At 72.7% G+C, this 25,888-nt stretch carries 20 protein-coding genes and 3 pseudogenes; 12 read left to right on the top strand and 11 right to left on the bottom strand.

Annotated features, from left to right (window positions below):
- Positions 1–74: 74 nt before the first annotated feature.
- From AC3CH1_RS14505 to AC3CH1_RS14490, 4 genes and pseudogenes are all read left to right on the top strand, one after another.
- A complete protein-coding gene (locus tag AC3CH1_RS14505) occupies positions 75–698 on the top strand; it encodes a PadR family transcriptional regulator (protein WP_488463264.1) in 624 nt (207 codons plus the stop codon).
- Positions 699–831: 133 nt separating this feature from the next.
- Positions 832–1,614 (top strand): ABC transporter ATP-binding protein, encoded by a 783-nt coding sequence (locus tag AC3CH1_RS14500; protein ID WP_488463263.1) that lies wholly within the window; start codon positions 832–834, stop codon positions 1,612–1,614.
- Positions 1,611–4,471: pseudogene (locus AC3CH1_RS14495) on the top strand (FtsX-like permease family protein). The gene AC3CH1_RS14500 and the pseudogene AC3CH1_RS14495 overlap by 4 nt, the downstream one beginning before the upstream one ends.
- A 219-nt stretch (positions 4,472–4,690) precedes the next feature.
- On the top strand, positions 4,691–5,239 hold the full coding sequence (locus tag AC3CH1_RS14490) for a bacterial proteasome activator family protein (RefSeq protein WP_026290403.1): 549 nt from the start codon (positions 4,691–4,693) through the stop codon (positions 5,237–5,239).
- Positions 5,240–5,443: 204 nt separating this feature from the next.
- Here AC3CH1_RS14490 and AC3CH1_RS14485 read toward each other — a convergent pair whose 3' ends face one another.
- From AC3CH1_RS14485 to pdhA, 7 genes and pseudogenes are all read right to left on the bottom strand, one after another.
- The gene (locus AC3CH1_RS14485; RefSeq protein ID WP_488463262.1) at positions 5,444–6,436 is read right to left on the bottom strand and encodes an NAD(P)H-quinone oxidoreductase; all 993 of its coding nucleotides are present in this window, start codon (positions 6,434–6,436) and stop codon (positions 5,444–5,446) included.
- 31 nt (positions 6,437–6,467) lie between these two features.
- The gene (locus AC3CH1_RS14480; protein WP_361876479.1) at positions 6,468–7,604 is read right to left on the bottom strand and encodes a potassium channel family protein; all 1,137 of its coding nucleotides are present in this window, start codon (positions 7,602–7,604) and stop codon (positions 6,468–6,470) included.
- Entirely contained in the window at positions 7,562–9,241 is a 1,680-nt protein-coding gene (locus AC3CH1_RS14475) for a molybdopterin molybdotransferase MoeA (RefSeq protein WP_488463261.1), read from the bottom strand. Before AC3CH1_RS14475 ends, AC3CH1_RS14480 begins: the two co-directional genes overlap by 43 nt.
- Positions 9,238–10,170 (bottom strand): DUF6457 domain-containing protein, encoded by a 933-nt coding sequence (locus AC3CH1_RS14470; protein ID WP_488463260.1) that lies wholly within the window; start codon positions 10,168–10,170, stop codon positions 9,238–9,240. The genes AC3CH1_RS14475 and AC3CH1_RS14470 overlap by 4 nt, the downstream gene beginning before the upstream one ends.
- Positions 10,171–10,269: 99 nt before the next feature.
- Positions 10,270–11,774: pseudogene (locus tag AC3CH1_RS14465) on the bottom strand (dihydrolipoamide acetyltransferase family protein).
- Complete coding sequence (locus tag AC3CH1_RS14460) at positions 11,774–12,805, bottom strand: alpha-ketoacid dehydrogenase subunit beta (RefSeq protein WP_488463259.1); 1,032 nt, start codon at positions 12,803–12,805, stop codon at positions 11,774–11,776. Before AC3CH1_RS14460 ends, AC3CH1_RS14465 begins: the two are co-directional and overlap by 1 nt.
- Positions 12,802–13,962, bottom strand: coding sequence for a pyruvate dehydrogenase (acetyl-transferring) E1 component subunit alpha (gene pdhA, locus AC3CH1_RS14455; protein WP_488463258.1), 1,161 nt, complete (start codon positions 13,960–13,962; stop codon positions 12,802–12,804). Before pdhA ends, AC3CH1_RS14460 begins: the two co-directional genes overlap by 4 nt.
- A 239-nt stretch (positions 13,963–14,201) precedes the next feature.
- Between pdhA and AC3CH1_RS14450 the strand changes: the two genes are divergently transcribed.
- On the top strand, positions 14,202–14,852 hold the full coding sequence (locus tag AC3CH1_RS14450; RefSeq protein WP_488463507.1) for an Lrp/AsnC family transcriptional regulator: 651 nt from the start codon (positions 14,202–14,204) through the stop codon (positions 14,850–14,852).
- Between the two features lie 15 nt (positions 14,853–14,867).
- Here the strand turns inward: AC3CH1_RS14450 and AC3CH1_RS14445 are convergent, their stop codons facing one another.
- Entirely contained in the window at positions 14,868–15,464 is a 597-nt protein-coding gene (locus AC3CH1_RS14445; RefSeq protein ID WP_018957271.1) for a TetR/AcrR family transcriptional regulator, read from the bottom strand.
- Positions 15,465–15,621: 157 nt separating this feature from the next.
- On the opposite strand from AC3CH1_RS14445, the gene paaN reads away from it, so the two are divergent.
- Positions 15,622–17,322: a phenylacetic acid degradation protein PaaN gene (gene paaN, locus AC3CH1_RS14440; protein ID WP_488463257.1), complete on the top strand. Its 1,701-nt coding sequence runs from the start codon at positions 15,622–15,624 to the stop codon at positions 17,320–17,322.
- Positions 17,323–17,523: 201 nt separating this feature from the next.
- On the opposite strand, the gene AC3CH1_RS14435 is transcribed toward paaN, so the two are convergent.
- From AC3CH1_RS14435 to AC3CH1_RS14425, 3 genes are read right to left on the bottom strand one after another with little or no spacing between them, the layout of a single operon-like run.
- Positions 17,524–18,264 (bottom strand): TrmH family RNA methyltransferase, encoded by a 741-nt coding sequence (locus AC3CH1_RS14435; RefSeq protein ID WP_488463256.1) that lies wholly within the window; start codon positions 18,262–18,264, stop codon positions 17,524–17,526.
- Positions 18,261–19,757 (bottom strand): HTTM domain-containing protein, encoded by a 1,497-nt coding sequence (locus AC3CH1_RS14430; protein ID WP_488463255.1) that lies wholly within the window; start codon positions 19,755–19,757, stop codon positions 18,261–18,263. The genes AC3CH1_RS14435 and AC3CH1_RS14430 overlap by 4 nt, the downstream gene beginning before the upstream one ends.
- A complete protein-coding gene (locus AC3CH1_RS14425) occupies positions 19,754–20,623 on the bottom strand; it encodes a DUF5819 family protein (protein ID WP_488463254.1) in 870 nt (289 codons plus the stop codon). The genes AC3CH1_RS14430 and AC3CH1_RS14425 overlap by 4 nt, the downstream gene beginning before the upstream one ends.
- A 115-nt stretch (positions 20,624–20,738) precedes the next feature.
- Between AC3CH1_RS14425 and paaA the strand changes: the two genes are divergently transcribed.
- The 6 genes and pseudogenes from paaA (at position 20,739) to AC3CH1_RS14395 (ending at position 25,849) form a co-directional block, all read left to right on the top strand.
- The gene (gene paaA, locus AC3CH1_RS14420) at positions 20,739–21,785 is read left to right on the top strand and encodes a 1,2-phenylacetyl-CoA epoxidase subunit PaaA (protein ID WP_488463253.1); all 1,047 of its coding nucleotides are present in this window, start codon (positions 20,739–20,741) and stop codon (positions 21,783–21,785) included.
- Positions 21,782–22,072: a 1,2-phenylacetyl-CoA epoxidase subunit PaaB gene (gene paaB / locus AC3CH1_RS14415; RefSeq protein ID WP_007447213.1), complete on the top strand. Its 291-nt coding sequence runs from the start codon at positions 21,782–21,784 to the stop codon at positions 22,070–22,072. The genes paaA and paaB overlap by 4 nt, the downstream gene beginning before the upstream one ends.
- Positions 22,069–22,785 (top strand): 1,2-phenylacetyl-CoA epoxidase subunit PaaC, encoded by a 717-nt coding sequence (gene paaC / locus AC3CH1_RS14410; protein WP_488463252.1) that lies wholly within the window; start codon positions 22,069–22,071, stop codon positions 22,783–22,785. The genes paaB and paaC overlap by 4 nt, the downstream gene beginning before the upstream one ends.
- Positions 22,779–23,276 carry a 1,2-phenylacetyl-CoA epoxidase subunit PaaD gene (paaD, locus tag AC3CH1_RS14405; RefSeq protein WP_488463251.1) on the top strand — a complete coding sequence of 166 codons (498 nt, stop codon included), beginning with the start codon at positions 22,779–22,781 and terminating at the stop codon, positions 23,274–23,276. Before paaC ends, paaD begins: the two co-directional genes overlap by 7 nt.
- Positions 23,277–24,335, top strand: a complete 1,059-nt coding sequence (locus tag AC3CH1_RS14400; RefSeq protein WP_488463250.1) for a 2Fe-2S iron-sulfur cluster-binding protein — start codon at positions 23,277–23,279, stop codon at positions 24,333–24,335. It begins immediately after the preceding gene.
- Positions 24,336–24,660: 325 nt separating this feature from the next.
- Positions 24,661–25,849: pseudogene (locus AC3CH1_RS14395) on the top strand (acyl-CoA dehydrogenase family protein).
- Positions 25,850–25,888: the final 39 nt, after the last annotated feature.

Genomic DNA, 25,888 nt, shown 5'->3' with positions numbered 1-25,888 from the left:
ACCCTCTGTCGTGTCGCACCGAACCGGGTCGGCGGGACTTGCCAGGACGAACATACTCGGTATACATACTCAGTATGTCCATTCGTCACGGCCTGCTGGCCCTGCTGGAGCGGGGCCCTCGTTACGGGTCCCGGCTCCGCACCGAGTTCGAGTCACGCACCGGCTCCACCTGGCCCCTGAACGTCGGGCAGGTCTACACGACGCTCAGCCGGCTGGAGCGCGACGGCATGATCGTCCAGGAGGGCTCGGACGACGCCGGGCACGACCTCTACGCGATCACCGACGACGGCCGCACGGAGCTGCGCACCTGGTTCGAGACGCCCGTGGACCGCACCAGTCCGCCCCGCGACGAACTGGCCATCAAGCTCGCCATGGCCGTGGGCGCGCCCGGCGTCGACATCCGGGACGTCATCCAGTCCCAGCGCCACCACACGCTCAAGGCGATGCAGGACTACACCCGCCTCAAGGCCCAGGCCCTGGCCGACGTCCCGGCCAACCGGGACGAGGTCGCCTGGCTCCTCGTCGTGGAGCAGCTGATCTTCCAGGCGGAGGCCGAGGCCCGCTGGCTCGACCACTGCGAGTCCCGGCTCGTCCGCCTTGCCGAGGCCGCCGCGACCGAACCCTCCGCCGAGCCCGGCCCCGCGGCCACCCGCGGTCCGGCCCGCTCACTGGCCGGCCGGACCCGGTCCAGGCGCTGACGCCGACTCCCGCGGTGCCGACGGGCGCCCGTCCCGGCACCGCCGCCCACATCCCCAGCACCAGCACCCACGTCCCCGGCCCCACCGCCGCCCACACCTGACCCCGTCCGTTCCCAGGGGGGAACCACCCGCCATGCCTTCGTCCGCCACACCCCCGCCCCCGCCGTCCTCCGGGACGCCCGGCGGCAGCCCCGTACTCGAACTGCGGGCGCTGACCCGTACCCACGGCTCCGGCATCGCCGAGGTGCACGCCCTGCGCGGGATCCAGCTCGCCGTGCACCCGGGCGAACTGGTCGCCGTGATGGGCCCCTCCGGCTCCGGCAAGTCCACCCTGCTGACCCTGGCCGGCGGGCTCGACACCGCCACCAGCGGCCAGGTGGTCATCGAGGGCCAGGACATCGCCGCCCTCGGCGCCAAGGGGATGGCCGCCCTGCGCCGCCGCAGCGTCGGTTACGTCTTCCAGGACTACAACCTCATCCCCGCCCTGACCGCCGCCGAGAACATCGCGCTGCCCCGCGAACTCGACGGCGTCTCCGTGCGCAAGGCCCGTAAGGAGGCCCTCGCCGCGCTGGCCGAGCTGAAGCTGGAGGAGATCGCCGACCGCTTCCCCGACGAGATGTCCGGCGGCCAGCAGCAGCGCGTCGCCATCGCCCGCGCCCTCGTCGGCGACCGGCGCCTCGTGCTCGCCGACGAGCCGACCGGAGCGCTTGACTCCGAGACCGGCGAGGCCGTCCTCGCCCTGCTGCGCACCCGCTGCGACCAGGGCGCGGCCGGCGTCATGGTGACCCATGAGCCCCGGTACGCGGCCTGGGCCGACCGGGTCGTCTTCCTCCGGGACGGCTCGATCGTCGATCAGACGCTGTCCACCGGGGCCGACTCCCTGCTCTCCGCCGGAACCGCCGAGGCCGCCACGTGAACCCGCTCCCCGGCTGGCGCGCCGCCTTCCGCATAGCCCGGCGCGACGCCGTACGGGCCAAGGGCCGCAGCGCCCTGGTCGTCGCGATGATCGCCCTGCCGGTCCTCGGCGTGACCGCCGCCGACCTCACCTACCGCAGCGCGCTGCCCACCAGGGCCGAGGAGCTGACCGGTGAACTGGGTGCGGCCGACGCCCGGTTCTCCGCCACGGGCATGGGCCCGGTGAAGCTCCAGCAGATGCCCGACGGCGTCAACTGGGGTCCGCTCGACGGCGCGCCGGACCCGACCCCCGAGGAGCAGGAGCGGCCGGTCGACGTGCCCGCCACCTTCCCCGAGGGGTCGCGGCACCTCACCGAGCGGAGCGTTCCCGCGTCGGTGACCACCCGGCACGGCATCGCGAACACCGAGATCACCGAACTGTCCATCGCCGACCCGATGCTGCGCGGCCGGATCGAGCTGACCGACGGCGCCTACCCCCGGGCCGGGAACGAGATCGCGGCGACCGAGAAGTTCATCGAGGCGTCCGGCCTGTCCATCGGGGACCGCGTCACCGTGCGCGGCCCCGACCGGACCTACACCCTCACCGGAGCGGTCGAACTCCCCGCCGACCTGCGGGCGGACTCCCTGTACGCGGTCCCCGGCTCGGTCATCGCCCCGTGGCAGAAGATCGCCGAGCGCGACAAGAACGTGTCGCCACCCCAGGCGAGCGACCCGGACTGGCTGGTCCAGGGCCCGCCCGGCGCGGGTGTGACCTGGCAGGACATCCTCGCCGCCAACGACAGGGGGGTGGTGGTCGTCTCCCGCCAGGTCGCCCTGGATCCGCCGCCGGACTCCGAGGTCCCGATGGCCGGGACGAGCCTGGCGTACGACACGGACACGGAGCTGACCGCGGCGGTGCTCACGGTGGCCGCCATGGCGGTCCTGGAGATCGTGCTGCTGGCCGGCCCCGCGTTCGCCGTGGGCGCCCGTCGTTCACGTCGGCAGCTCGGCCTGGTCGGCTCCTGCGGCGGCAGCAGGGGCCAGGTCCGGGCCGTGGTGCTCGCCGGTGGCGCGGTGCTCGGCGCGGTCGGCGCGGTGGCCGGGGTCGGCGCCGGATTCGGCCTGACCGCCCTGTTCCGCCCGATGATCGAGGACTACACGGGCAGCCGCTTCGGCGAACTGACCGTACGGCCCTGGGAGATCCTCGGCATCGCCCTGCTCGGTCTGGTCACCGGCGTCCTCGCCGCGCTCGCCCCGGCGATCGTCGCGGGCCGCCAGTCCGTCCTGGAGTCGCTCACCGGCCGGCGCGGCACCCGCCGCAGCTCCCGCGTCCTGCCCGTCGTCGGTGTCGTCGCGCTCACGGCCGGCGTCGCGGTCGCGGTCTACGGCGGGGTGGCCGGCGACACCGCCCTCGTCGCCGGGGGATCCGTCCTCGCCGAACTGGGCGTCCTCGGCTGCATCCCGGTGATCGTCGGCTTCCTCGGCCGGCTCGGCCGACGGCTCCCGCTGACGCCCCGCATCGCCCTGCGCGACGCGGCCCGCAACCGGGGCCGCACCGCGCCCGCCGTCGCCGCCGTGATGGCGGCCGTCGCGGGCAGCGTCGCCATCGCCACGTACACCAGCAGCAACGCCGCCGAGCAGGCGTACGACTACCAGCCCAATCTGACCCCGGGCACCGTCGCCCTGATGGCCGCCGACACCGGCGACAGCGCCGAACTGGCGCGCACCCGGGCCGCCGTCGAGCAGAACTTCCCGGTCAGCGGCGCACGCGCCGACATCAGCCGGGTCTGGGCCGGCAGCGACTGCATGGTCTATTACGACGAGGAGAGCGGCTGCGGCACCCTCGAACTCGTCAAGCCCACCGGCAAGGGCCACTCCTGCCCGCTGAAGGGCAAGGGCGCCAAGGAGCTCGCCCTGCGGATCTCGGCCGACGAGCACAAGCGGCTGATGAACTCCCCGGCCTGCATGGACGAGCACTACACGATGGTCGCGTTCGGCACCGGCGGCGACAAGATCGTCGTCGGGGGCGCGGACGTGCTCGACTCGTACGTGAAGCTGGAGGACCCGGCGGCGGCGAAAGCCCTGGCGGAGGGCACGCCCGTCCTGCTCAACTCGGCGTACGCGAAGAACGGCGAGATCGCCCTGAAGGCCACCCACGCCTACAACGACCGCGACAAGAAGAACCGGGCCCTGCACCCCGGCAAGACCCGCGTCACCACCGACCGGCTGAAGGTCTACGTCGCACCGGACCGCTACGCGGCGACGCCGGGCATCCGGATGGTCATGCCGGAGAAGACCGCACAACGGCTCGGCCTGCACGTCGAGGAGTACGGCAGCTTCTACACGCTCGACCGGGATGCCACGGATGCCGAGAGCCAGGCGACCCACGCCGCGTTCGCTCAGGCCGGGAACCGCGCGTACCTGATGACGTCGAACGAGACGTTCCGCAGGAACGACGACACCGACACGGTCCTGCTGCTCCTCGCCCTCTTCGCCGGGGTGGTGACCCTGGGCGCGGCGGCCATCACGACCGGGCTGTCCAAGGCCGACGCGGAGGCCGACCTCACCACGCTCAGCGCGGTGGGCGCGCCCCGGGGGTGCGGCGTTCGCTGTCCGGCTTCCAGTGCCTGGTCGTCGCCCTGACCGGGGTGCTCCTGGGGACGGCGGCGGGGCTCGTGCCCGCCGTGGCCCTGCGCCTGACCGACCTGCGCGCGGCGCTGGCGGACATGCGGGAGGATCCGATGGAGTCGGCGTACACGCCGATCGTGATGCCGTGGGAGACCGTCGGGCTGCTGGCCCTGGTCGTCCCGGTGCTCGCCGGACTCCTGGCGGCCGGCCTCACCAGCTCCCGGCTGACCCTGGCGCGACGCGCGGGCTGAGCGGCGCTGGTGGTGCTGGCGGTGCTGGTACCGATGCTGGTACCGATGCTGGTACCGATGCTGGTACCGATGCTGGTACCGATGCTGGCAGTGCTGCCGGAGGGCTTTCGGTGCTGCCGGAAGGCTTGCGGTGGGCTTTCGGTGCCCCCGAAGACGGTGGATCTTCCGTTTTCGGGGGCACCAACGTGGGGTACGGCGTGTGTGCGAGACAATGGCGGCATGGAAATGCCGAGGAATGACCGGTCGCAGGAGCACCCGCAGGTCCTTGTCGTGGGCCAGGACGGAATGGCTATCGGCGGCGGTGCCAGTGACGACGAGTCGCGCGAGGTCCCGGTGACGGAAATGGTGGAACAGCCCGCGAAGGTCATGCGCATCGGCAGCATGATCAAGCAGCTCCTGGAGGAGGTCAGGGCGGCCCCTCTCGACGAGGCGAGCCGGGTCAGGCTCAAGGAGATCCACGCCAGCTCCGTGAAGGAACTGGAGGACGGCCTGGCGCCCGAGCTGGTCGAGGAACTGGAGCGGCTCTCCCTGCCCTTCACCGAGGAGTCGGTGCCCTCCGAGGCAGAGCTGCGGATCGCCCAGGCCCAGCTCGTGGGCTGGCTGGAGGGCCTGTTCCACGGCATCCAGACGGCGCTGTTCGCGCAGCAGATGGCGGCCCGCGCCCAGCTGGAGCAGATGCGCCGCGCCCTGCCGCCCGGCACAGGACACGAGGACGAGGAAGGCGGCGCGGACCCGCACGGCCCGATCCGTTCGGGCCCGTATCTGTAGACCCCGTCTCCGCCTCATCCGCCTCCTGAAGTCGGAGGACCGACCACGAGGGGCCCGGCGCGCACATCACGGTGTGCGCCGGGCCCCTCGTCGCGTCTGCGGCCCGTTCACGGGGTCAGGTATCCGCTTTACGGGTCAGGCGTCGGCCTACGGCCTGTCCGCTCTGCGGGTCAGGCGTCGGCCTACGGCTGTCCGCTCCGCGGGTCAGGCACCGGCCGACGGTGCGACCAGGAGCACCTTCCCGATGTGCGTGCTGGACTCCAGCACCCGGTGCGCCTCGGCGGCGTCCGCCATCGGCAGCGTCCGGTCCACCACCGGCCGGACCACCCCGTCCGCGATCAACGGCCACACGTGCTCGCGTACGGCGGCGACGATGGCGGCCTTCTCGTGGAGCGGGCGGCCCCGCAGGGAGGTCGCGGTGACGGCGGCCCGCTTGGTCAGCAGGGCGCCGAGATTCAGCTCGCCCTTGGCCCCGCCTTGGAGCCCGATGATCGCGAGGCGGCCGTTGACGGCGAGCGCCTGCACATTCCGGTCCAGGTACTTGGCGCCGATGAGGTCCAGGATGACGTCGGCCCCCGACCCGGCGGTGTTCTCCCGCAGCTCCTCGACGAAATCCTGCTCGCGGTAGTTGATGAGGATGTCCGCCCCCAGCTCGGCGCACCGGGCGAGCTTCTCCGGACTGCCCGCCGTGACCGCGACCCGGGCCCCGACCGCCTTCGCCAACTGGATCGCCATCGTGCCAATTCCGCTGGAGCCGCCGTGCACCAGGAAGGTCTCGCCGGGGCGGAGGTGGGCCACCATGAAGACGTTGGACCACACCGTCGCGGTGACCTCGGGGAGCGCCGCGGCCTCCACCAGGTCGACGCCCTCCGGTACGGGGAGGAGCTGGCCCGCCGGCACGGCGACCTTCTCCGCGTAGCCGCCGCCCGCCAGTAGCGCGCACACGGCGTCGCCGACCGCCCAGCCGGTCACTCCGGGACCGAGCGCCAGGATTCGGCCCGCGCACTCCAGGCCGGGGTAGGGGGACGCGCCGGGCGGCGGGTTGTAGAAGCCCTGCCGCTGGAGCACGTCCGCACGGTTCACTGCGGAGGCGACGACCTCGACGAGGACCTCGCCGTCGCCGGGTACGGGATCGGGCACCTCGGCCCACACGAGCGCCTCGGGGCCGCCGGGTTCGGGAATCGTGATCGCATGCATGGCCGCGAGGCTACTCCGGCACGGCGTGGGTTCAGGGGCGCGGCGGCATCGAGTTGTTCGGCGCGGAGGCGGAGCTGGGGCTCTTCCGCACGATGGTGATGACCCGGTCCGTCAGCTGCAACGGGCTGGCCGCCGGGTCGTCGTAACCGAGCAGCCGGTGCCCGCGCAGGACGCTGACGACGAGGTCGTCCGTCTCCCGTACGTTCTTGCCCACCTCGGCCTTTATGACAGGCCGTTCCACCAGGTCGAGGCCGCTGCCCTGCTGGATCAGGTCCTCCATCACGGTACCCGCGCTGGGGCTGAGGACGGAGAGGCCGAGCAGCCGCCCGGCGGCACTGGCGCTGGTGATGACGGCGTCGGCGCCGGACTGCCGCAGCAGGGGAGCGTTCTCCTCCTCGCGCACCGCCGCCACGATCTTCGCCCCACGGTTCAGTTGCCGTGCGGTCAGGGCCACCAGGACGGCCGTGTCGTCGCGCTGGGTGGCGATGATGATCTGCCGGGCCTTCTGAAGCTCCGCGCGCAGCAGGACATCGCTGCGGGTGGCGTCGCCGAGCACGCCGGTGAATCCCTCGGCGTTGGCGGCCTCGATCACCTTGGAGGCCGGATCGACGACGACGATCTGGTCCTTCCGCAGGCCGGTGGTGCAGAGAGTCAGGATCGCCGAGCGGCCCTTCGTACCGAAGCCGACGACGACGGTGTGGTCACGCAAGTTGGATCTCCAACGCTTCAGCCGGAAGTCCTCGCGGGTCCGTTCCGTGAGGACTTCGAGAGTGGTACCGACCAGGATGATCAGGAAGAGCACGCGCAGCGGTGTCACGAGCACCACATTGATCAGCCTGGCCCCGTCGCTGTACGGGGTGATGTCCCCGTACCCGGTGGTGGAGAGGGTGACCGTCGCGTAGTAGACCGCGTCGAGCAGATCGACCTTGCCATCGGCGTTGTCGTTGTAGCCGCCGCGGTCGAGCCAGACGATCAGCACGGTCGCGGTCAGTACGAGCAGCGCCATCAGCAGGCGCTTGCCGACCTGGCGGGCCGGGCCGTCGACGACCCGGCGGGGCAGCATCACCCGGGTCGGCACGACCACTTCTTCGGCTCGCCTGGCCATCGCATCGTGGCCGGGAAGTTTCACGTGAAACACCCTTCCGTCCACGGCGTCGCCGGGGCCCATGGGAGATCCAGAATCTCCACCTCGGTGCCGGACCGTACCCCGCCCGGCACCACCACGGCCAGCCCGTCCGCCGCGGCGATTCCCCGCAGCATCGCGGGCCCGTTGTAGCGCAGCGGCGCGACGTGGTCCCGGCCACCCGCCCGCCCCGCGCGATGGACCACGGGGACGAGGCGGGTGTCGTGCGGATGCCCGTGCACCTCGGCATGGACGAGAGCCCGGTACGCGTCCTGGGCGGGGCGGCCCGCGATCCCCGCGAGCAGCGGCTCCACGAGCGTCAGCAGGCCTGATACGGCCGCGAGCGGATTGCCGGGCAGCCCGACCAGATAGGGCCCGTCCGGCGAGCCCAGCGGCTGTCGCTTCGGCGAGCCCTCCGCCTGCCCCTGCGGCTGTCCGTCCGGCGCTTCCTGCGGCTGTCGCTCCGGCTGTGCCGAAGCCGGAAGTCGTGCCAGCAGCATGGGGTGGCCGGGGCGGACCGCGACCCCGTCCACCAGGAGTTCGGCCCCGAGGGAGTCGAGGACCGGGTGCACATGGTCGACCGGGCCGGAGGCGGTGCCGCCGGTGGTGACGATCAGGTCGGCGTCGGAGGCGGTGAGGGCAGCGCGCAGCGCTTCCGCGTCGTCGCCGAGGCGACGGGGCCCGGAGACCTCGGCGCCCAGGGCTCGAAGCCAGGGGCCGAGCATGGGGCCGAGTGCGTCCCGGATGAGCCCGTCGTGCGGCAGGCCGGAGGCGAGCAGTTCGTCGCCGAGGACGAGGATGTGGACGCGCGGACGGGGCACGGCGGGCAGCGCGTCGTACCCGGCGGCCGCGGCGAGACCGAGCACGGCCGGGGTCACGACCGTCCCGACCGGGACGAGCTGCTCGCCCGAGCGGCACTCCTGGCCCCGGGGTCTGATGTCCTGCCCGGCGACCACCGGCCGCCTGGCGTGGAGCAGCCCCTTGGCCTCGTCGGGGTGCGCGTGCTCGCTGCGGATGACCGCCGTGGTGTCGGGCGGGACGCGGGCGCCGGTGGCGATCCGTACGGCGGTGCCGTCGGGCAGCGCGGCGCCGGGGCCGCGTCCGGCGAGGAGCCCCGCCCCGGCCCCGAACGCCCAGGGCCCCGGCCCTGCGACCGCCCAGCCGTCCATGGCCGAGGTGTCGAAGGACGGCAGATCGGTGAGCGCGCCGAGCGGCTCGGCCAGCACATGCCCGAGCGCTCGGTCGAGCGGCAACCGGATCGCCGCGAGCGGAGCCGCCCGCCCGGCCCGCGCCGCGACCGCCCGCGCCCGGTCCCAGGAGAGGGGCGGGGGCGGAGGCGGGGCACCGGTCGGGGTGGGGCCGCCCGGAGCGGCTCTGTTGGCGCTGGTGGCGCTGGTGGCGCTGGTGGCGCTGGTGGCACTGGTGGCACTGGTGGCACTGGTGGCGCTGTTCAGGGTGGAGTGGGGGCTGCCGGTGGGTGCGTCGTTCGCGTCACCGCACGGGCCGCCGTCGGAGACGTCCCGTCGGCGGTCGGGGTCCCGGCCCGGGCCGGATCGCGCCCCGCCGACCAGGGCGAGCGCCTGCTCGACGGCCCGTTCCGCCTCCGCCTGTGCCTCCGCCTGTGCGACGTCGTCCGGGGCACGGCGGGAGCGACCGGGTCGGACCGGGTCGGGGCCGGTCATGGGGCCCCAGTCCCTTCGCGTCCCGCATCGGGCTTCGTCTCCGCGTTCGTTTCCGCGTTCGTCTCCGCGTTCGTCTCCGCGTTCGCTTCCGCTTCCCAGCGCAGAGCCAGGGCGGTGGCCTTGCGAGCGGCCTCCGCGACCGCTGCCGCGGCCTCGTCGGGACCCGCGCCCGCGCTCGCCCTGGCCGCCGCGTACCCGACCAGGAAGGTCGTGAGCGGTGCGGCGGGGCGGGCCACTCCGTGCGCGGCGTCGCGGGCGAGGTCGAGCAGGACACCGGTGTCGACGTCGAGTTCGATTCCCAGTTCGTTCTTGACCGAGGTGATCCATTCGTCCAGCACGGCCCCATGCTCCCTGATCCGGGCTCTGGCGGCCGCGATGTCGTCCCAAGTGTCGCAGTCGAACGCGGCGTCGGGGCCCGCGTCGACCCGGGCGAGATCGAGCTCCGCAGTCAGGAGCCGGAGCGGCAGCCCGGCGAGCCCCCCGTACTCGACGGCGAGCAGGGCCAGCTCCCGGCGGAGCGGCTCGGCGCGGTAGGCGGCCACCAGCGGCTGGTCACGCCCGCCGGGGTCGGTGCACAGGGCCCCTTCCCGGCCGGGCTGTCCGGCCGCGGCGAGCAGCGCGTCGACCGTCCCCGCGCCGAGGAACGGAAGGTCGGCGGAGAGGACGAGAACGCGCTCCGCCGTCGTCAGCCGCAGCCCCGCCCCCAGCGCCGCCAACGGGCCGCCGCCCTCGGGCACTTCCCGGGTCCAGAGCACCGGTCTGGCGGTGGCGCGACGGCCGCCCACCACGACGGTGAGCGCCGCGCCGGCGCACGCCGCGAGCACCCGGTCGAGCAGCGCCCGGCCGCCCACCCGGACTCCTGGCTTGTCGGCGCCGCCGAGCCGCTTCGCGGCCCCGCCGGCAAGGACGATCACGTCGTAGGCGGTCATACGTCGAGTATGGGCGGCGGCCCGGAGCGACGCCCCCGCCGGGGTGGCCGGAAGGCACGGCCCCGGAGGGGCGCGTCCGGCGGTGCGCCGGCCCGTCGGCTACAGGGTGCGCAGCAGCACCGCCGGCTGCTCCACACAGTCCGCCACATACCGGAGGAAGCCGCCCGCGGCTCCCCCGTCGCACACCCGGTGGTCGAAGGTGAGGGACAACTGGACGACCTGGCGTACGGCCAGTTCGCCCTGGTGCACCCATGGCTTGGGCATGATCCGGCCGACGCCGAGCATCGCCGCTTCCGGGTGGTTGATGATCGGCGTCGAACCGTCGACCCCGAACACCCCGTAGTTGTTCAGCGTGAACGTGCCTCCGGTCAGCTGGGCCGGGCTCAGCTTCCCGGTCCGCGCCAGCTCGGTCAGCCGGGCGATCTCGGCCCCGATCGACTCGACGTTACGGGTGTGCGCGTCCCGGACGACCGGAACGACGAGGCCCCGCTCGGTCTGGGCCGCGAACCCGAGGTGCACGCCGGGCAGCCGGACGATCTCCCGGGCCTCCGTGTCCACGGTGGAGTTGAGCTCGGGGAACCGGGCCAGCGCCGCCGTGCAGATCCTCGCCAGCAGGGCCAGGACCGACACCTTCGGCCCGGCGGACGGGCCCGTGGCGGCGTTCAGCGCGGCCCTGACCGCCATCAGCTCGGTGGCGTCGGCGTCGACCCAGCAGGTGGCGTCCGGGATCTCGGTCCGGCTCCGCGACAGCTTGTCGGCGACCGCTCCGCGCACCCCGCGCAGCGGAATCCGCTCGGCGGCCGGAGCAGCCGGTGGCGCGGGAGCCGCAGGCGCCTGGGCCGGTGCCTGGACCGGTGCCTGGGCCACACGGGCCGTCGCCGCCGCGGTCTCCTCCGCCTGACGGATCGCGCCGTCGACGTCCGCGCGCAGGATCAGCCCGTCGGGGCCCGAACCCGTCAGCCGCCGCAGATCGATGTCGTGTTGCCGGGCCAGCCGGCGTACCAGCGGAGAGACCACCGGCACGGGGCCCTGCCCGTTCACCACAGCGACAGCCCCAGCCGCGGGAGCGGTCTCGGTGGCAGCGGACGAGGGAGCCATGGCGGACGCCGCCGGGGCGAGCGCGGGCGCATCGTCCCCCGGGGCGTCGGGTGCCGGGGTCTGGGCGACCGTCCGGTCGAGTCGGTCCGGCCGGATGCGCCGACGCCGCGCGGCGGGTGCGCCCGTCCCGTACCCCACGAGCACGTTCCCCGAGCCGCCCGGGGACTCCGTGGCGGAGGCGGTGGAGGCGGTGGAGGCGGTGGAGGCGGTGGAGGATGCGGCGGGCGACCGGGCGCCCCGGAGAGATCCAGCCCCTCCGGCGCTCCGACGGCGACCGTCAGCAGCGGTGCGCCGACGGGAAGTTCCGTGCCCTCCTCGCCGAACCGCGCCGTCACCACGCCCCCGTAGGGGCAGGGCACCTCCACCATGGCCTTGGCCGTCTCGACCTCGACGACGGGCTGGTCGATGGCGACGACCTCGCCGACCTCCACCAGCCAGCGGACGATCTGTGCCTCGGTCAGCCCCTCACCGAGGTCCGGCAGTTTGAATTCGAGCACCCTGGCCATCAGCTGTCCGCCTCCCACTGCAACCGGGCCACCGCGTCGAGCACCCGGTCCACTCCCGGCAGATGATGCCGCTCCAGCATGGGCGGCGGGTAGGGAATGTCGAACCCGGCCACCCGCAGCACCGGAGCCTCCAGATGGTGGAAGCACCGCTCGGTGATCCGGGCCGCGATCTCACCGCCGGGCCCACCGAATCCGGGGGATTCATGGACGACGACCGCTCGCCCGGTGCGCCGCACCGACGCGGCCACCGTCTCGTCGTCGAACGGCACCAACGAGCGCAGGTCCACCACTTCGAGGTCCCAGCCCTCGGCGACCGCCGCCTCCGCGGCCTCCATACAGACCGGCAGGGAGGGCCCGTACGTGATCAGCGTGGCGCTGCGCCCGGGACGGCGCACCACGGCCTTGCCGATCGGCTCGACCGCGGCGGGGGCCTCGGGCGACCAGTCGGCCTTGGACCAGTAGAGCCGCTTGGGCTCCAGGAAGATCACCGGGTCGTCCGAGGTGATCGACTCCCGCAGCAGCCCGTACGCGTCGTCGACCGTGGCCGGAGTGACGACGTGCAGGCCGGGGGTGGCCATGTAGTACGCCTCGGAGGAATCGCTGTGGTGCTCGACCCCGCCGATCCCGCCGCCGTACGGCACCCGCACGGTGATGGGCAGCGGCATGGCCCCGCCGGTGCGGTTGCGCATCTTGGCGACATGGCTCATCAACTGCTCGAACGCCGGGTAGGCGAACGCGTCGAACTGCATCTCCACCACGGGCCGCAACCCGTACATCGCCATGCCGACGGCCGCGCCGAGGATGCCCGCCTCGGCCAGCGGGGTGTCGGTGCAGCGGTCGTCGCCGAACTCCTTCGCCAGCCCGTCGGTGATCCGGAAGACCCCGCCGAGCGTGCCCACGTCCTCGCCGAGCACATGAACGGTGGGGTCCTCCGCCATCGAGTCGCGCAGCGCGCGCCCGAGGGCCTGCGCCATCGTGGCCGGTTTCGCCTTCGCCCGACGTCCGTCGGCCGTCACTGCCGCGGTCGTCATCGCCCCGCCTCCGCGTCGTGCTCGTCGTGGTCCTGCTCGGCGTCCAGCTCGGCACGCAGAGCGGCCGCCTGCTCCCGGAGCTGGCTGGTCTGCTCGGCGTAGACATGGGCGAACAGGTCCATCGGGGCCAGCTCCGGATCCGCGTTCATCCGGTCGCGCAGGGCGGCTGCCATGCGTTCCGCGGCCTCCTTCGCCTGCGCGATGCCCTCGTCGTCCAGCAGCCCGCGCCCCGTCAGCTCACGCTCCAGCAGCCGCACCGGGTCGTGCGCCTTCCAGGCCTCGACCTCGCTGTCGATCCGGTAGCGGGTGGCGTCGTCGGCGTTCGTGTGGGCTTCCATGCGGTAGGTGACCGCCTCGACCAGGGTCGGGCCCTCGCCGCGCCGGGCCCGTGCCACGGCCTCGCCGAGGACCTGGTGCACCGCGGCGGCGTCGTTGCCGTCGACGAGGCGCCCCGGCATCCCGTAGCCGACGGCCTTGTGGGCGAGGGAGGGGGCGGCGGTCTGCTTGGCCAGCGGAACGGAGATCGCGAAGCCGTTGTTCTGGACGAAGAAGACGACCGGGGCCTTCCAGACGGCCGCGAAATTCAGCGCCTCGTGGAAGTCGCCCTCGCTGGTGCCGCCGTCGCCGACCATGGCGAGCGCCACCACGTCGTCGCCCTTGAGCCGGGCGGCGTGCGCCAGCCCCACGGCGTGCGGAAGCTGAGTGGCCAGGGGGGTGCACAGCGGGGCGATGCGGTGCTCGCGCGGGTCGTAGCCGGTGTGCCGGTCTCCCCGCAGCAGGGTCAGCGCCTCGACCGGGTCCAGGCCTCGCGCGACAGCGGCCAGCGTGTCGCGGTAGCTGGGGAAGAGCCAGTCGCGCTCCTCCAGGACCAGGGCCGCGGCGATCTCGCACGCCTCCTGACCGGTGCTCGACGGGTAGACCGCCAGCCGGCCCTGCTTCGTCAGCGCGGTGGCCTGGGCGTTGTAGCGGCGCCCGCGGACCAGCTCGGCGTGGAGCCGGAGCAACAGCTCGGGGTCGACGTCGGCGACCGCGTCCGTACCGAGCACCCGGTAGGGCTCCGGGTCCGGGAGCAGCGGGGCGGGGTCGGTGATCGGCTTCCAGGCCGGGGGCGGCGTGGGCCGGTAGGCGGCCGCGCCGGGCAGCTCTTGGACCGTCATGAGAAGCACCTCCTGGCATCGAGGGTGATCGGGGGGTGGTCGATCAAGGGTCGACAGGGAGCGAGGTATCGAGGGGTGGGCGGGGCACGGATGTGGTGGTGCCTCACCTACCGATTGTTCGGTCGCGGGGGCATTTTGGCTACAGGCACCGCCAGCCTGTGGACAAACGGTTCTCCACAGCCTGGGATAGGAACAGGTCGTCCACAACAGGGAGGCGCGGGCAGATGGCAGCTGAACAAATGGCCGACAGGGGCGAGGAGCCGCGCCAGGCCGCGCCCGCGGCCGCACCGCCGACCGCACCCTCCGCCACGCCGCCGACCGCACCCCCGTCCGCACCCGCGGCCGTACCGGGGGCCTCGTCCGCGGTCGTCCCGTCGGCCGCATCCGTCGGCGGCCCGGCGGCGGAGCCTCCGGTTCCGCCCGCTCGGCCGCTGGACGCCATCGACCGCGACATCCTGCGCATCCTCCAGACGGACGGGCGCGCGTCGATACGTTCCGTGGCCGAACGGGTCCACGTCTCGCGCGCCAACGCCTACGCCCGGATCAACCGGCTCGTCGAGGACGGCGTGATCCGAGGCTTCGGCGCCCGGGTCGACCACGAGCGGGCGGGCCAGGGGGCGTCCGCGTACATCACGCTCAAGATCGTGCAGAACTCCTGGCGCACCGTGCGCGAGCAGCTTCAGGCGCTGCCGGGGGCCACCCACATCGCCCTGGTCAGCGGCGACTTCGACGTACTGCTCCTGGTGCACACGCCGGACAACCGGGCACTGCGGGAGCTGGTCCTCACCCGGATCCAGTCCATCCCCGAGGTGCTCTCGACGCGCACCCTGCTGGTGTTCGAGGAGACGGACCTCGGACCGCGCCCGGACCGGCCGGCCGAGCTCGCCTGACCGCGACAAACGGGCTCAGCGGCCGTTCGCCCGAAGCCCCTCGAAGGCCAGCTGGACGATGGTGTCCGCGAGCTGCTCCTCCCCCGGGAAACCGCCCGGCTGCGGCCGGTACCACTCGACCAGCGAGTTGACCATGCCGAACAGCAGCCGGGTCGCCAACCGTATGTCCACGTCCGCCCGGAGGTCGCCCTCGGTGACCGCCGCCTGGAGCAGCTCCGACACCCGCTGGTCGAACTCGCGGCGCCGCTCCAGCGCCCAGCGCTCCGTCTTCGTGTTGCCGCGCACGCGCAGCAACAGGGTGACGTAGGGGACCTCGGCCATCAGCAGGTCGACCGTCCGGCGCGTGACGTACTCGACCCGCTCGACCGCGCGCCCGCGCTGCGCCCCCGGCTCGTCGAGGATGGCGAAGAGCCCGTCGAGCGCCCGGCTCACGGCCCGGCGCAGCAGCTCTTCCTTGCCCGCCACATGGTGGTAGATGGAGGATTTCGAGATGCCCGCCGCCCGGGAGAGGTGCTCCATGGAGGTGCCGTCGTAACCGCGCTCGTTGAAGACACGGACGGCGACGGTGAGCAGGGTCTCCGGTGTGTACGTGTCCCGCTTGGCCGTGGTCATGTCCGCGATCCTCCCCCATGAGGGATCAGCCCCGCACAGGCGGGGACCGCCGAAGTTGTCCACAGGTTCCCCGGGGACCCCTTGTCCCGACCGATCGTTCGGTTACTCTAACTCCGTCCGTACGTCCCCGCCCGGCTCGATGAGGAGTTGGTCCGCCATGGCCGCCGTGCTCACCCCCCAGCAGCTGTCCGAGACCCACCGGCCCACGCTCGACCAGGCCCTCGACACGATCAGTACCCGCGCGTACTGGTCGCCGCACCCCGAGCACCCGAAGGCCTACGGGGAGGGCGGCGCCCCGGGCAGTCTCGGCGCGGCCGAGGGCAAGGCCGCCTTCGACGCCCTTCTGAACACCCGTCTCGACCTGGGGCAGCCCGGCACCGACGGCTGGACCGGCGGCGAGGTCTCGCCGTACGGGCCGGAGCTCGGCGTCGAGTATCCGCACGCCGACCTGGAGGTCCTGCTTCCGGCGATGAAGGCCGGCACGGGCGCCTGGCGGGCGGCGGGACCGGAGATCCGGGCCCTGGTCTGTCTGGAGATCCTTTCGCGGATCAGCGCCCGCACCCACGAGCTGGCCCACGCCGTGATGCACACGAGCGGCCAGGCCTTCATGATGGCGTTCCAGGCGGGCGGGCCCCATGCCCAGGACCGTGGCCTGGAGGCCGTGGCGTACGCCTACCGGGAGCAGATCCGCACCCCGGAGACCGTCGACTGGGCCAAGCCGCAGGGCAAGCGCGATCCGCTGAAGCTGCACAAGTCGTTCATCACGTCCGGCCGCGGCATCGCGCTGCTCGTCGGCTGCAACACGTTCCCCACGTGGAACGGCTACCCCGGCCTCTTCGCCTCCCTCGCCACCGGCAACCCGGTGCTGGTCAAGCCGCACCCGCGCGCCGTGCTTCCGCTGGCCCTCACGGTGTCCATCGCCCGCGAGGTGCTGAGCGAGGCGGGCTTCGACCCGAATCTGGTCGCGCTGGCCGCCGAGCGGCCCGGCGAGGGCATCGCCAAGACCCTCGCGGTCCGCCCCGAGATCCGGATCATCGACTACACCGGCTCCACCGCCTTCGGCGACTGGCTGGAGGAGAACGCCCGCCAGGCCCAGGTCTACACGGAGAAGGCCGGCGTCAACACGATCGTCGTCGACTCCACCGACGACTACCGGGGCATGCTCGCCAACCTGGCGTTCTCCCTCTCGCTGTACAGCGGCCAGATGTGCACCACCCCGCAGAACCTGCTGATCCCCCGGGACGGCATCGCCACCGACGACGGCGCCAAGTCCTACGACGACGTGGTCGCCGACATCGCGGCCGCCGTCACCGGACTGCTCGGAGACGACGCCCGTGCGTCCGCCCTGCTGGGCGCCCTGGTCAACCCGGACGTCAGGGCCCGGGTGGAGGCGGCCGGTGAGCTGGGCGAGGTGGCCCTTCCCTCGCGGACGGTCGCGAACGCCGAATTTCCCGACGCGGTCGTCCGTACGCCGGTCGTCGTGAAGCTCGACGGCACCAAGACCGACGACGGCGCGGCCTACCTCTCGGAGTGCTTCGGACCGGTGTCCTTCGCCGTCGCCGTGGAGTCGACGACCGCCGCCCTGGATCTGCTCCGCCGGACGATCCGCGACAAGGGGGCGATGACGGTCGGCGCCTACACCACGTCCCCCGAGGTGGAGCGCGCCGTCGAGGACGTCTGCCTGGACGAGTCCGCCCAGCTCTCGCTGAACCTGACCGGCGGGGTCTACGTCAACCAGACCGCGGCCTTCTCCGACTTCCACGGCTCCGGCGGCAACCCCGCAGCGAACGCGGCGCTCTGCGACGGAGCCTTCGTCGCCAACCGCTTCCGCGTGGTGGAGGTGCGGCGCCAGGCGTGACCAGGCCCTGCCGTCGAACTCCCGTCGTCGCCCGGAGGGCGGCTCCGCGGGGTCAGGTGCGTGCTCTCGGCATGCCGGGCTCACGTCCTCGTACGGGACGTACTCGGGCGGGACGTCCTCGGGCGTGTGCCCGGTGCGGCGAGAGTGCGTGCAGAGTGCGTGCAGGGCGCCGCGGGGCAGACGGCAGTTCGACGACAGGGCCTAGAGGGTCCCTCGCGGGTCCGGGACGTCGGCGTGGCGCTGCACCCACGCGTGCATCGCGATGGCGGCGGCGGCGCCGGCGTTGATGGACCGGGTCGAACCGAACTGCGCGATCGAGCACACCATGGAGGCGTGCTCACGCGCTTCCTCGGTCAGGCCCGGCCCCTCCTGACCGAAGAGCAGGACGCAGCGGCGCGGCAGCTCGGTGCGCTCCAGCGGTACGGCGCCGGGGAGGTTGTCGATCCCGATGATCGGCAGCCCCTCGGCCGCCGCCCACGCGGTCAGGTCCGCCGTGTCGGGGTGGTGGCGCACATGCTGGTAGCGGTCGGTGACCATGGCCCCGCGCCGGTTCCAGCGCCGCCGACCCACGATGTGGATCTCCTTGGCCAGAAAGGCGTTGGCGGTCCGCACCACCGACCCGATGTTGAAGTCGTGGCCCCAGTTCTCCACGGCCACGTGGAAGTCGTGCCGCCGCAGGTCGAGATCGGCGACGATCGCCTCCCGCGTCCAGTAGCGGTACGCGTCACCGACGTTGCGCCGGTCGCCCTGGGCCAGCAGCTCGGGGTCGTAGCGCTCGCCCTCGGGCCAGGGCAGCGGGTGCGGTCCGACACCGACCGGCTGGCCGTAGCCGTCGTCGTACTGGAGGGGTTCCTCCTGAGGAGGCGCCGCCGGGGAGTCTTCCGCCGGGCGGGGTTCCGCCGCTGTCGGGGTCTGCTGGGTTCTGCCGGTCTCACTGCTCACCCGACGAGCGTATGGCCCCCGCCGCCACCCTGACGCCGGGGCTCCTCCGTGCCGCCGCCCCCGCCGTCCCGCACCGGCCCGGCCTCCGGTGCGCCGGCCGGGCCGTACACGGCGCCGGGGGCCCCGGGCTCCCCCGATGAGCGCGACCGGCCGGGCAGCCCGGAGAGCAGTCGCCGCTTGCCGATCGCGGCACGTGCTCCCAGCCACATCAGGAAGGCCGTGGGCAGGAACACGGCGTCGGCCGCGATCATCGCCATGGAGAAGAACGGCAGCCCCAGGAGCAGGGCGATCCCCGCGTGCTCGCAGATCATCACGACCAGCAGGACGTTCTTGACCCGCCGGTTGAACAGGGTGAACGGAAAGGCGACCTGCACGATGACCGTGCCGTACGTCAGCACCATCACCATCAGCCCGCTGGCGCCCAGGATGTCCGACAGGGCGGGCCACGGGGTGAAGTAGTCCAGATTGAGCGGGTAGTAGAGCGCGGTGCCGTCCTGCCAGCGCGATCCCTGGATCTTGTACCAGCCGGCGGTCGCGTAGATCAGGCAGACCTCGGCCATGATCACGGCGAGCGTGGCGTTGTGGGCGAGGTTGGCCAGCACATCGAGCAGGGTGCGCGGCTCACCGTGGGGCAGGTAGCGGTTCACGGCCCACCACGCGGCGGCGGAGAGCCAGATCGTCCACAGCAGGGTGGGGAGCCACCAGGTGCCGCCGAGACCGCCCATCAGCGTGGCCGCCACGAGGACGGGGCCGAGGAGGACCCAGAGCACCGGGCCCACGATGTCCCGCGGGGGCGGCAGCCCCGCTGCGGCGCGCCGCGTGTCGCGCGCCGCGCGCCGCGCGTCCAGCGACCAGACCTGGGCACAGCGCGTCAGCACCAGGTAGATCGCCATGAGGTGGACGACGTTGTCGCCGCCGTCGCCCATGAAGATGCTGCGGTTCTGCACGGAGAGCACGCCGACCATGAAGAGGACGGACATGGTCCGGGTCCGCCACCCGAGCAGCAGGGCCGTAGCGGACAGCAGCGTGAGGGCGTACACGGCCTCGAACCAGACCGTGCTGTCCGTCCACATCAGGACGGAGAAGGCCTCGTTGCCGTTGGTGAGCCGGCGGGCCAGGTCCCAGTGCCACGGGCTGTCCGGGCCGTACAGCTCATGGCGGTTCGGCAGCTCGCGCAGCAGGAAGAAGAGGTAGGTGGCGGCGAAGCCGATCCGGACGACGGCGCTCTGGTACGGACCGAGGGCCGAGGCGGTGACGCGCTGGAGGGCACGGGCGGGGCCACCGGGACCCCCGGGACCCCCGGGGCCGCCGGGACCGCCGGGCCCCCCGGCCCCGCCTGGACCGCCGGGACCGCCGGAAAGGGGCACGGTCGGGCGGGGGGCCGGGGGCTGTGTGCCCGCGTTCTGGGGGCCGCCGTTCTGCGTGCCGACGTTCTGGGGGCCCGCGTTCTGGGGACCCACGCCTTGGGGGCCCGCGGGCGAGGGGACGGTCACTGACTCTCCTCCACGCCGCGCGCCTCGTCCCGGTCCTGGTCCGCGCCACGCCCGGGGAGATCGTCCGGCGTCACGGTCCACCAGGGGAGTACCCGGTAGACGGGCCGGGTGCTGATCTTCTCGTTGCTCCACGGGGGCGGGGCGATGGAGCTGGTGGCGGAACGGAGCTGGATGCGCTCGATCGTGCCGCCGTAGTTGCGCTCGCTCAGCCGCAGCATCGTGATGCGCCGCACGTAGCGCTCGGAGAGTTCCCCGCGCAGACCGTTGGGGCGGTTCTCGCTGTCGTGGGAATTGACGTAGAAGTCCCAGCCCCGACGGAGTTCGTTCTGGTCCACGTGGCTGGGGAAGAGGTTGCCGCGTATCTGTTCGCCGTCCTCGTGCGTCAGGTTCATCCACCTGGTCGTATGGCGGCCGTCGGCCCCTGCCCCCACCACTTCGGCGCGCACGTGGACGGCGACGTTCTGCTGGAGCGGGTTGGGGGCGAAGAGCTTCCAGTTCTGCTCGAACTCCGGGTAGATCCAGCGGTCGATCGTCTTCCCGTGCTGTTTGGACAGCGTGTTGGACGGGGCGACGTGCAGGAACACCATGGCCACCTGTGTGCAGGCGAGCAGCCCGATCAGGGACAGCGCCAGAGCCGCGACCACCTGGTAGGGAAAGGAGAGCCCGGCTATGCCCCGGCCAGTGGTTGAGGAATCAGGCACCGGGACCGGGACCGGGACCGGGTGCGGGGCCGGGACCGGGGACGTCGGCGGGGACTTCGGCGGTATGGCTTCGGAGGTGTCCCGCGCCTCCGCCGGCCGGTTCAACGCCTGCGGCCAGACGTCCTTCCCCCCGCCCGCAGAGCTCCTGTCGTGGTCCGAATCCATCCCGCCCCGATCGCCGTCGATCACCACTCAGTTATCCACAGGGTTGACACCCTACGGGCCTCCGACTCACCATTGAAGTCAAGGAACCGAACGATCGGTCGGTAGGGAGCCCGGGATGGCGGCAGTGACTGCGGACCAGACGACGCAGAAGACGCTCGGCACGGAGGATGCGGTGGACGCGGACCGCATCGCGGCTTTCGACGCGGCCGTGGCGGCGGACGAGCGGATCGAGCCGCGCGACTGGATGCCCGACGCCTACCGGGCGACGCTGGTGCGCCAGATGGCGCAGCACGCCCACTCGGAGATCATCGGCATGCAGCCCGAGGCCAACTGGATCACCCGGGCGCCCTCGCTGCGACGCAAGGCGATCCTCATGGCCAAGGTGCAGGACGAGGCGGGCCACGGCCTGTATCTCTACAGCGCCGCCGAGACCCTGGGCACCAGCCGCGAGGAGCTGCTCGACAAGCTCCACGCGGGCCGCCAGCGCTATTCGTCGATCTTCAACTACCCCACGCTGACGTGGGCCGACGTCGGGGCCATCGGCTGGCTGGTGGACGGGGCGGCGATCACCAACCAGGTGCCGCTCTGCCGCTGCTCCTATGGCCCCTACGCCCGCGCGATGGTCCGCGTCTGCAAGGAGGAGTCCTTCCACCAGCGCCAGGGGTACGAGCTGCTGCTCGCCCTCAGCCGCGGCACCGAGGCCCAGCACGCCATGGCCCAGGACGCGGTGAATCGCTGGTGGTGGCCCTCCTTGATGATGTTCGGCCCGCCCGACGACGCCTCGTCGCACTCCGAGCAGTCCATGGCCTGGAAGATCAAGCGGCACTCCAACGACGAGCTGCGCCGACGCTTCGTGGACATCTGCGTTCCCCAGGCCGAAGCGCTGGGCCTGGAGCTCCCCGACCCCGACATCCGGTGGAACGAGGAGCTCGGTCGGCACGAGTTCGGCGCGATCGACTGGGCCGAGTTCCAGGCGGTCCTCAAGGGCAACGGCCCCTGCAACGAACAGCGGATCACCCAGCGACGCAGGGCCCACGAGGAGGGCGCCTGGGTCCGCGACGCGGCAGCGGCGTACGCCGCCAAGCACGCCCCGGCGCAGTCATCACCCCGGACACCGGCACAGCACAGCGCGCCCGCGCACCACGTGGAGGAGACGGCATGAGCAGCTCGACCGACTGGCCTCTGTGGGAGGTCTTCGTGCGCTCGCGCCGCGGACTGTCCCACACCCATGCGGGCAGTCTGCACGCGCCGGACGCCGAGATGGCCCTGCGCAACGCCCGCGACCTCTACACCCGCCGCTCGGAAGGCGTGTCGATCTGGGTGGTCCCGTCCACCGGGATCACCGCCTCCTCCCCCGACGAGAAGGACTCCTTCTTCGAGCCGGCCGGCGACAAGCCCTACCGCCACCCGACCTTCTACGAGATCCCGGACGGGGTGAAGCACCTGTGAGCGCCGCCCTCGCCCTCGGCGACGACGCGCTGGTGCTCTCGCACCGGCTGGGGGAGTGGGCCGGCCACGCCCCCGTCCTGGAGGAGGAGGTGGCCCTCGCCAACATCGCCCTCGACCTGCTGGGACAGGCCCGGGTGCTGCTCTCGCTCGTCGGCGACGAGGACGAGCTCGCCTACCTCCGCGAGGAGCGGGCCTTCCGCAACCTCCAACTGGTCGAGCAGCCGAACGGGGACTTCGCGCACACCATCGCCCGGCAGCTCTACTTCTCGGTCTACCAGCACTTGCTGTACGAGCGACTGGCGGCCGGGGACAGCGAGTTCACCGGACTCGCGGCCAAGGCCGTCAAGGAGGTGGCCTACCACCGCGACCACGCCGAGCAGTGGGTCCTGAGGCTCGGCGACGGCACCGAGGAGAGCCGCACCCGGATGCGCAACGGCCTGGACGCGCTCTGGCGGTTCACCGGGGAGATGTTCCAGCCTGTCGAGGGGCTCGACTCCCCGGACTCCGGTGTCGACTGGCAGGCGCTGGAGACCGGGTGGCTCGCCGCCGTCACCGATGTCGTCGAGCGGGCCGGTCTGACCCTCCCGGCGGGCCCGCGGTCCGGGGGCTGGGCGGCCGGAGCGGGCCGGCAGGGCCTGCACACCGAGCCGTTCGGCCGCATGATCGCCGAGATGCAGCATCTGCACCGCAGCCACCCGGGGGCGTCATGGTGACCGACACCCGGCTGGAGGCGGAGCTGCGCGACCTCGCAGGCTCCGTGCCCGACCCCGAACTGCCGGTGCTGACCCTGGCGGAGCTCGGTGTTCTGCGAGACGTGCACCTGGACGGGCCGGGCCGGGTGACCGTACAGCTCACTCCGACCTACACCGGCTGCCCGGCGATCGAGTCGATGTCCGCCGACATCGAGCGGGTGCTGCACGACCACGGCATACCGGACGTCTCCGTGGTCACCGTCCTGACGCCGGCCTGGTCGACGGACGACATCAGCGCCGAAGGACGCCGCAAGCTGGCCGAGTTCGGCATCGCCCCGCCGCGCGTCCAGGGCACCGACGGCGGCCCCGTGCCGCTGACGCTCTCGGTGCGCTGCCCGCACTGCGGATCCACGGACACGGAACTGCTCAGCCGGTTCTCCTCCACGGCGTGCAAGGCCCTGCGCCGTTGCGTCGCCTGCCGTGAACCGTTCGACCACTTCAAGGAGTTGTAGATGTTCCATCCGCTCCGGGTCAGCGCGATCGAACGGATCACGGACGACGCGGTGGCCGTGACGCTTGCCGTGCCGGCCGAGCTGCGCGAGACCTTCCGCCACACCCCCGGCCAGCATCTGAACGTGCGCTACACCGTGGACGGCCAGGAGATCCGCCGTTCGTACTCGATCTGCGCACCGGCCACCGAGCAGCCCGGCGAACCGGTCCTGCGGGTGGGCATCCGCGGGGTCGACGGCGGGGCGTTCTCCACGTACGCCCTGAAGGAGCTGGCCGTCGGGGACCGGGTGGAGGCCATGCCTCCGATGGGCCGCTTCGTCCTGAAGCCGCGTCCAGGTCTGTTCGCGGCGGTGGTCGGCGGCAGCGGCATCACCCCGGTGCTGTCCATGGCGGCCACCCTGCTCGACCGGGAACCGACGGCCCGGTTCTGCCTGATCCGCAGCGACCGCACGGCGGCCTCGACGATGTTCCTCGACGAGGTGGCCGACCTCAAGGACCGGTATCCGGACCGCTTCCAGCTGGTCACCGCACTCTCCCGGGAGGAGCAGTCGGCCGGGCTCCCCTCCGGGCGGCTGGACGTCGAACGGCTCACCGGCCTGCTGCCCGCAGTGCTTCCGGTGACGGAGGTGGACGGCTGGTTCCTGTGCGGGCCACTCGGTCTCGTACGGGGCACGGAGAAGGCCCTGAAAGCCCTCGGCGTCGACCGCTCCCGGGTCCACCAGGAGATCTTCCACGTCGACGAGGGCCCCACCGACGTGGCGGTGGTCAAGGTCGCCGCCCCGTCCGACGCCGTGCTGACTGCCACCCTCCACGGCCGCTCGGGCAGCTGGCCCGTGCAGGACACCGAATCCCTGCTGGAGACGGTGCTGCGAAGCCGCTCGGACGCTCCGTACGCCTGCAAGGGAGGGGTGTGCGGGACCTGCCGGGCCTTCCTCGTCTCGGGCGAGGTCCGGATGGACCGCAACTTCGCGCTGGAACCGGAGGAGACCGGAGCGGGCTTCGTGCTGGCCTGTCAGTCGCATCCGCTCACCCCGGAGGTGGAGTTGGACTTCGACCGCTGAGGTCGTTGAGCCCGCTGCGGCCACCGGGACGCTGAGGTCGCTGGGGCCACCGGGACGCTGAGGTCGCTGGGGCCACCGGGACGCTGAGGTCGCTGGGGCAATCAAGATTGTTGAGGTCGCTGGGGCAATCGAGGTTGTTGAGGCGGCTGAGGTCGCTGTGGTCGTCGGGATCGCTGAGGAGCCGCTCGGGCCGCTCGGGCCGCTGAGGGCCTCCGGTGCCGGGGTGCTGACGCGCCCCCACGCCTCCGCGGCTATCCCCTCCCTCCAGAACCTGTTCTATCTAGCGACCCGTCAGGTCGAGCACGGTCAGCGGGAGGCCGGGGCAGTGGACTTCACCTTCACCGAGGAACAGCGGGCGACCGTCGAGGCGGCCAGGGCGGTCTTCTCGGACGTCGCACCCGACCGCGCTCCCAGCCCCGCCCTGACCCCGGGCGCCGTGGCGGAGGACATCGACCGACCGCTGTGGAACGAGCCGGCGCGCACGGATCTGCTCGGTCTCACCCTGTCGCCGGACCACGGAGGCGCGGGCCTCGACCCGATCGCGCTCTGCCTGGTCCTGCGGGAGTCGGCGAAGGTGCTGGCCAGGGTCCCGCTGCTGGAGAGCTGTGCGGTGGCCATGGCGGTCCAGCGGTACGGCGGGAGCGCCCTCGCGGCGGAGCTGTTGCCCCCGGCAGGCCGAGGTGAACTGATCCTGACCGTCGGCGCAACGGCCGCAGCGGTCTCGATCCCGCCGAACTCGCCGTCGCCGCACGACCGTACGGGGAGAGCGGCGCGTGCGAAGAGAGCCTCGGGGCGTCGGCGTCCGCGTCGGCCAGCGGCTCCGGCTGGGTGCTCGACGGGGTGCAGTCCGCGGTTCCCTGGGCCCAGGTGGCCGACTGGATCGCCATCCGAGCGCACACCGCGGGGGGTCGGCCGGTCCTGGCCCTCATACCCCGTACCCGCGACGGCGTCACCCTGGCGGACCGGGTCTCCACCAGCGGTGAGCGGCTGGCCGAGGTCCGGCTCGACGGGGTGCGGGTGACGGACCGCGAGCTGATCGACGTCCCGGGCTGCTGGGAGTGGCTGCGGTCCCTGCTCACCACGGGAACCTGCGCACTCGCGCTCGGACTGGGCGAGCGGGTGCTCGCGATGACCGCCGCATACACCGGCGAGCGCGAGCAGTTCGGATTCCCGGTCGCCGCGTTCCAGGCGGTGGCCGTCCAGGCAGCCGACCGGTACATCGATCTGCCGGCGATGGAGGTGACGCTCTGGCAGGCCGCCTGGCGGATCTCGGCCGACGCCGGGGGGCCGCTGCCGACGGCGGGCGATGTCGCCGTGGCGAAGGTCTAGGCCTCCGACGGCGTCCGCCGTGTCGTACAGACCGCACAGCACCTGCACGGCGGCTTCGGCGCGGACACCGACTACCCGTTGCACCGCTTCCACGCCTGGCGAAGCAGATCGAGCTCTCCCTGGGCTCGGCCGCGGCCCATGAGGAGGCCCTGGGCGGCCTGCTGGCCGCCCACCCGCTCGGCTGACCGACAGCACCGCCGGCACCGCCAAAGACGACGGCACCG

The organism is Streptomyces sp. MGP-P1 (assembly GCF_057766565.1).
The sequence above is the reverse complement of the archived record's forward strand: the minus strand, read 5'-3'. Positions and strand labels throughout refer to the sequence as shown.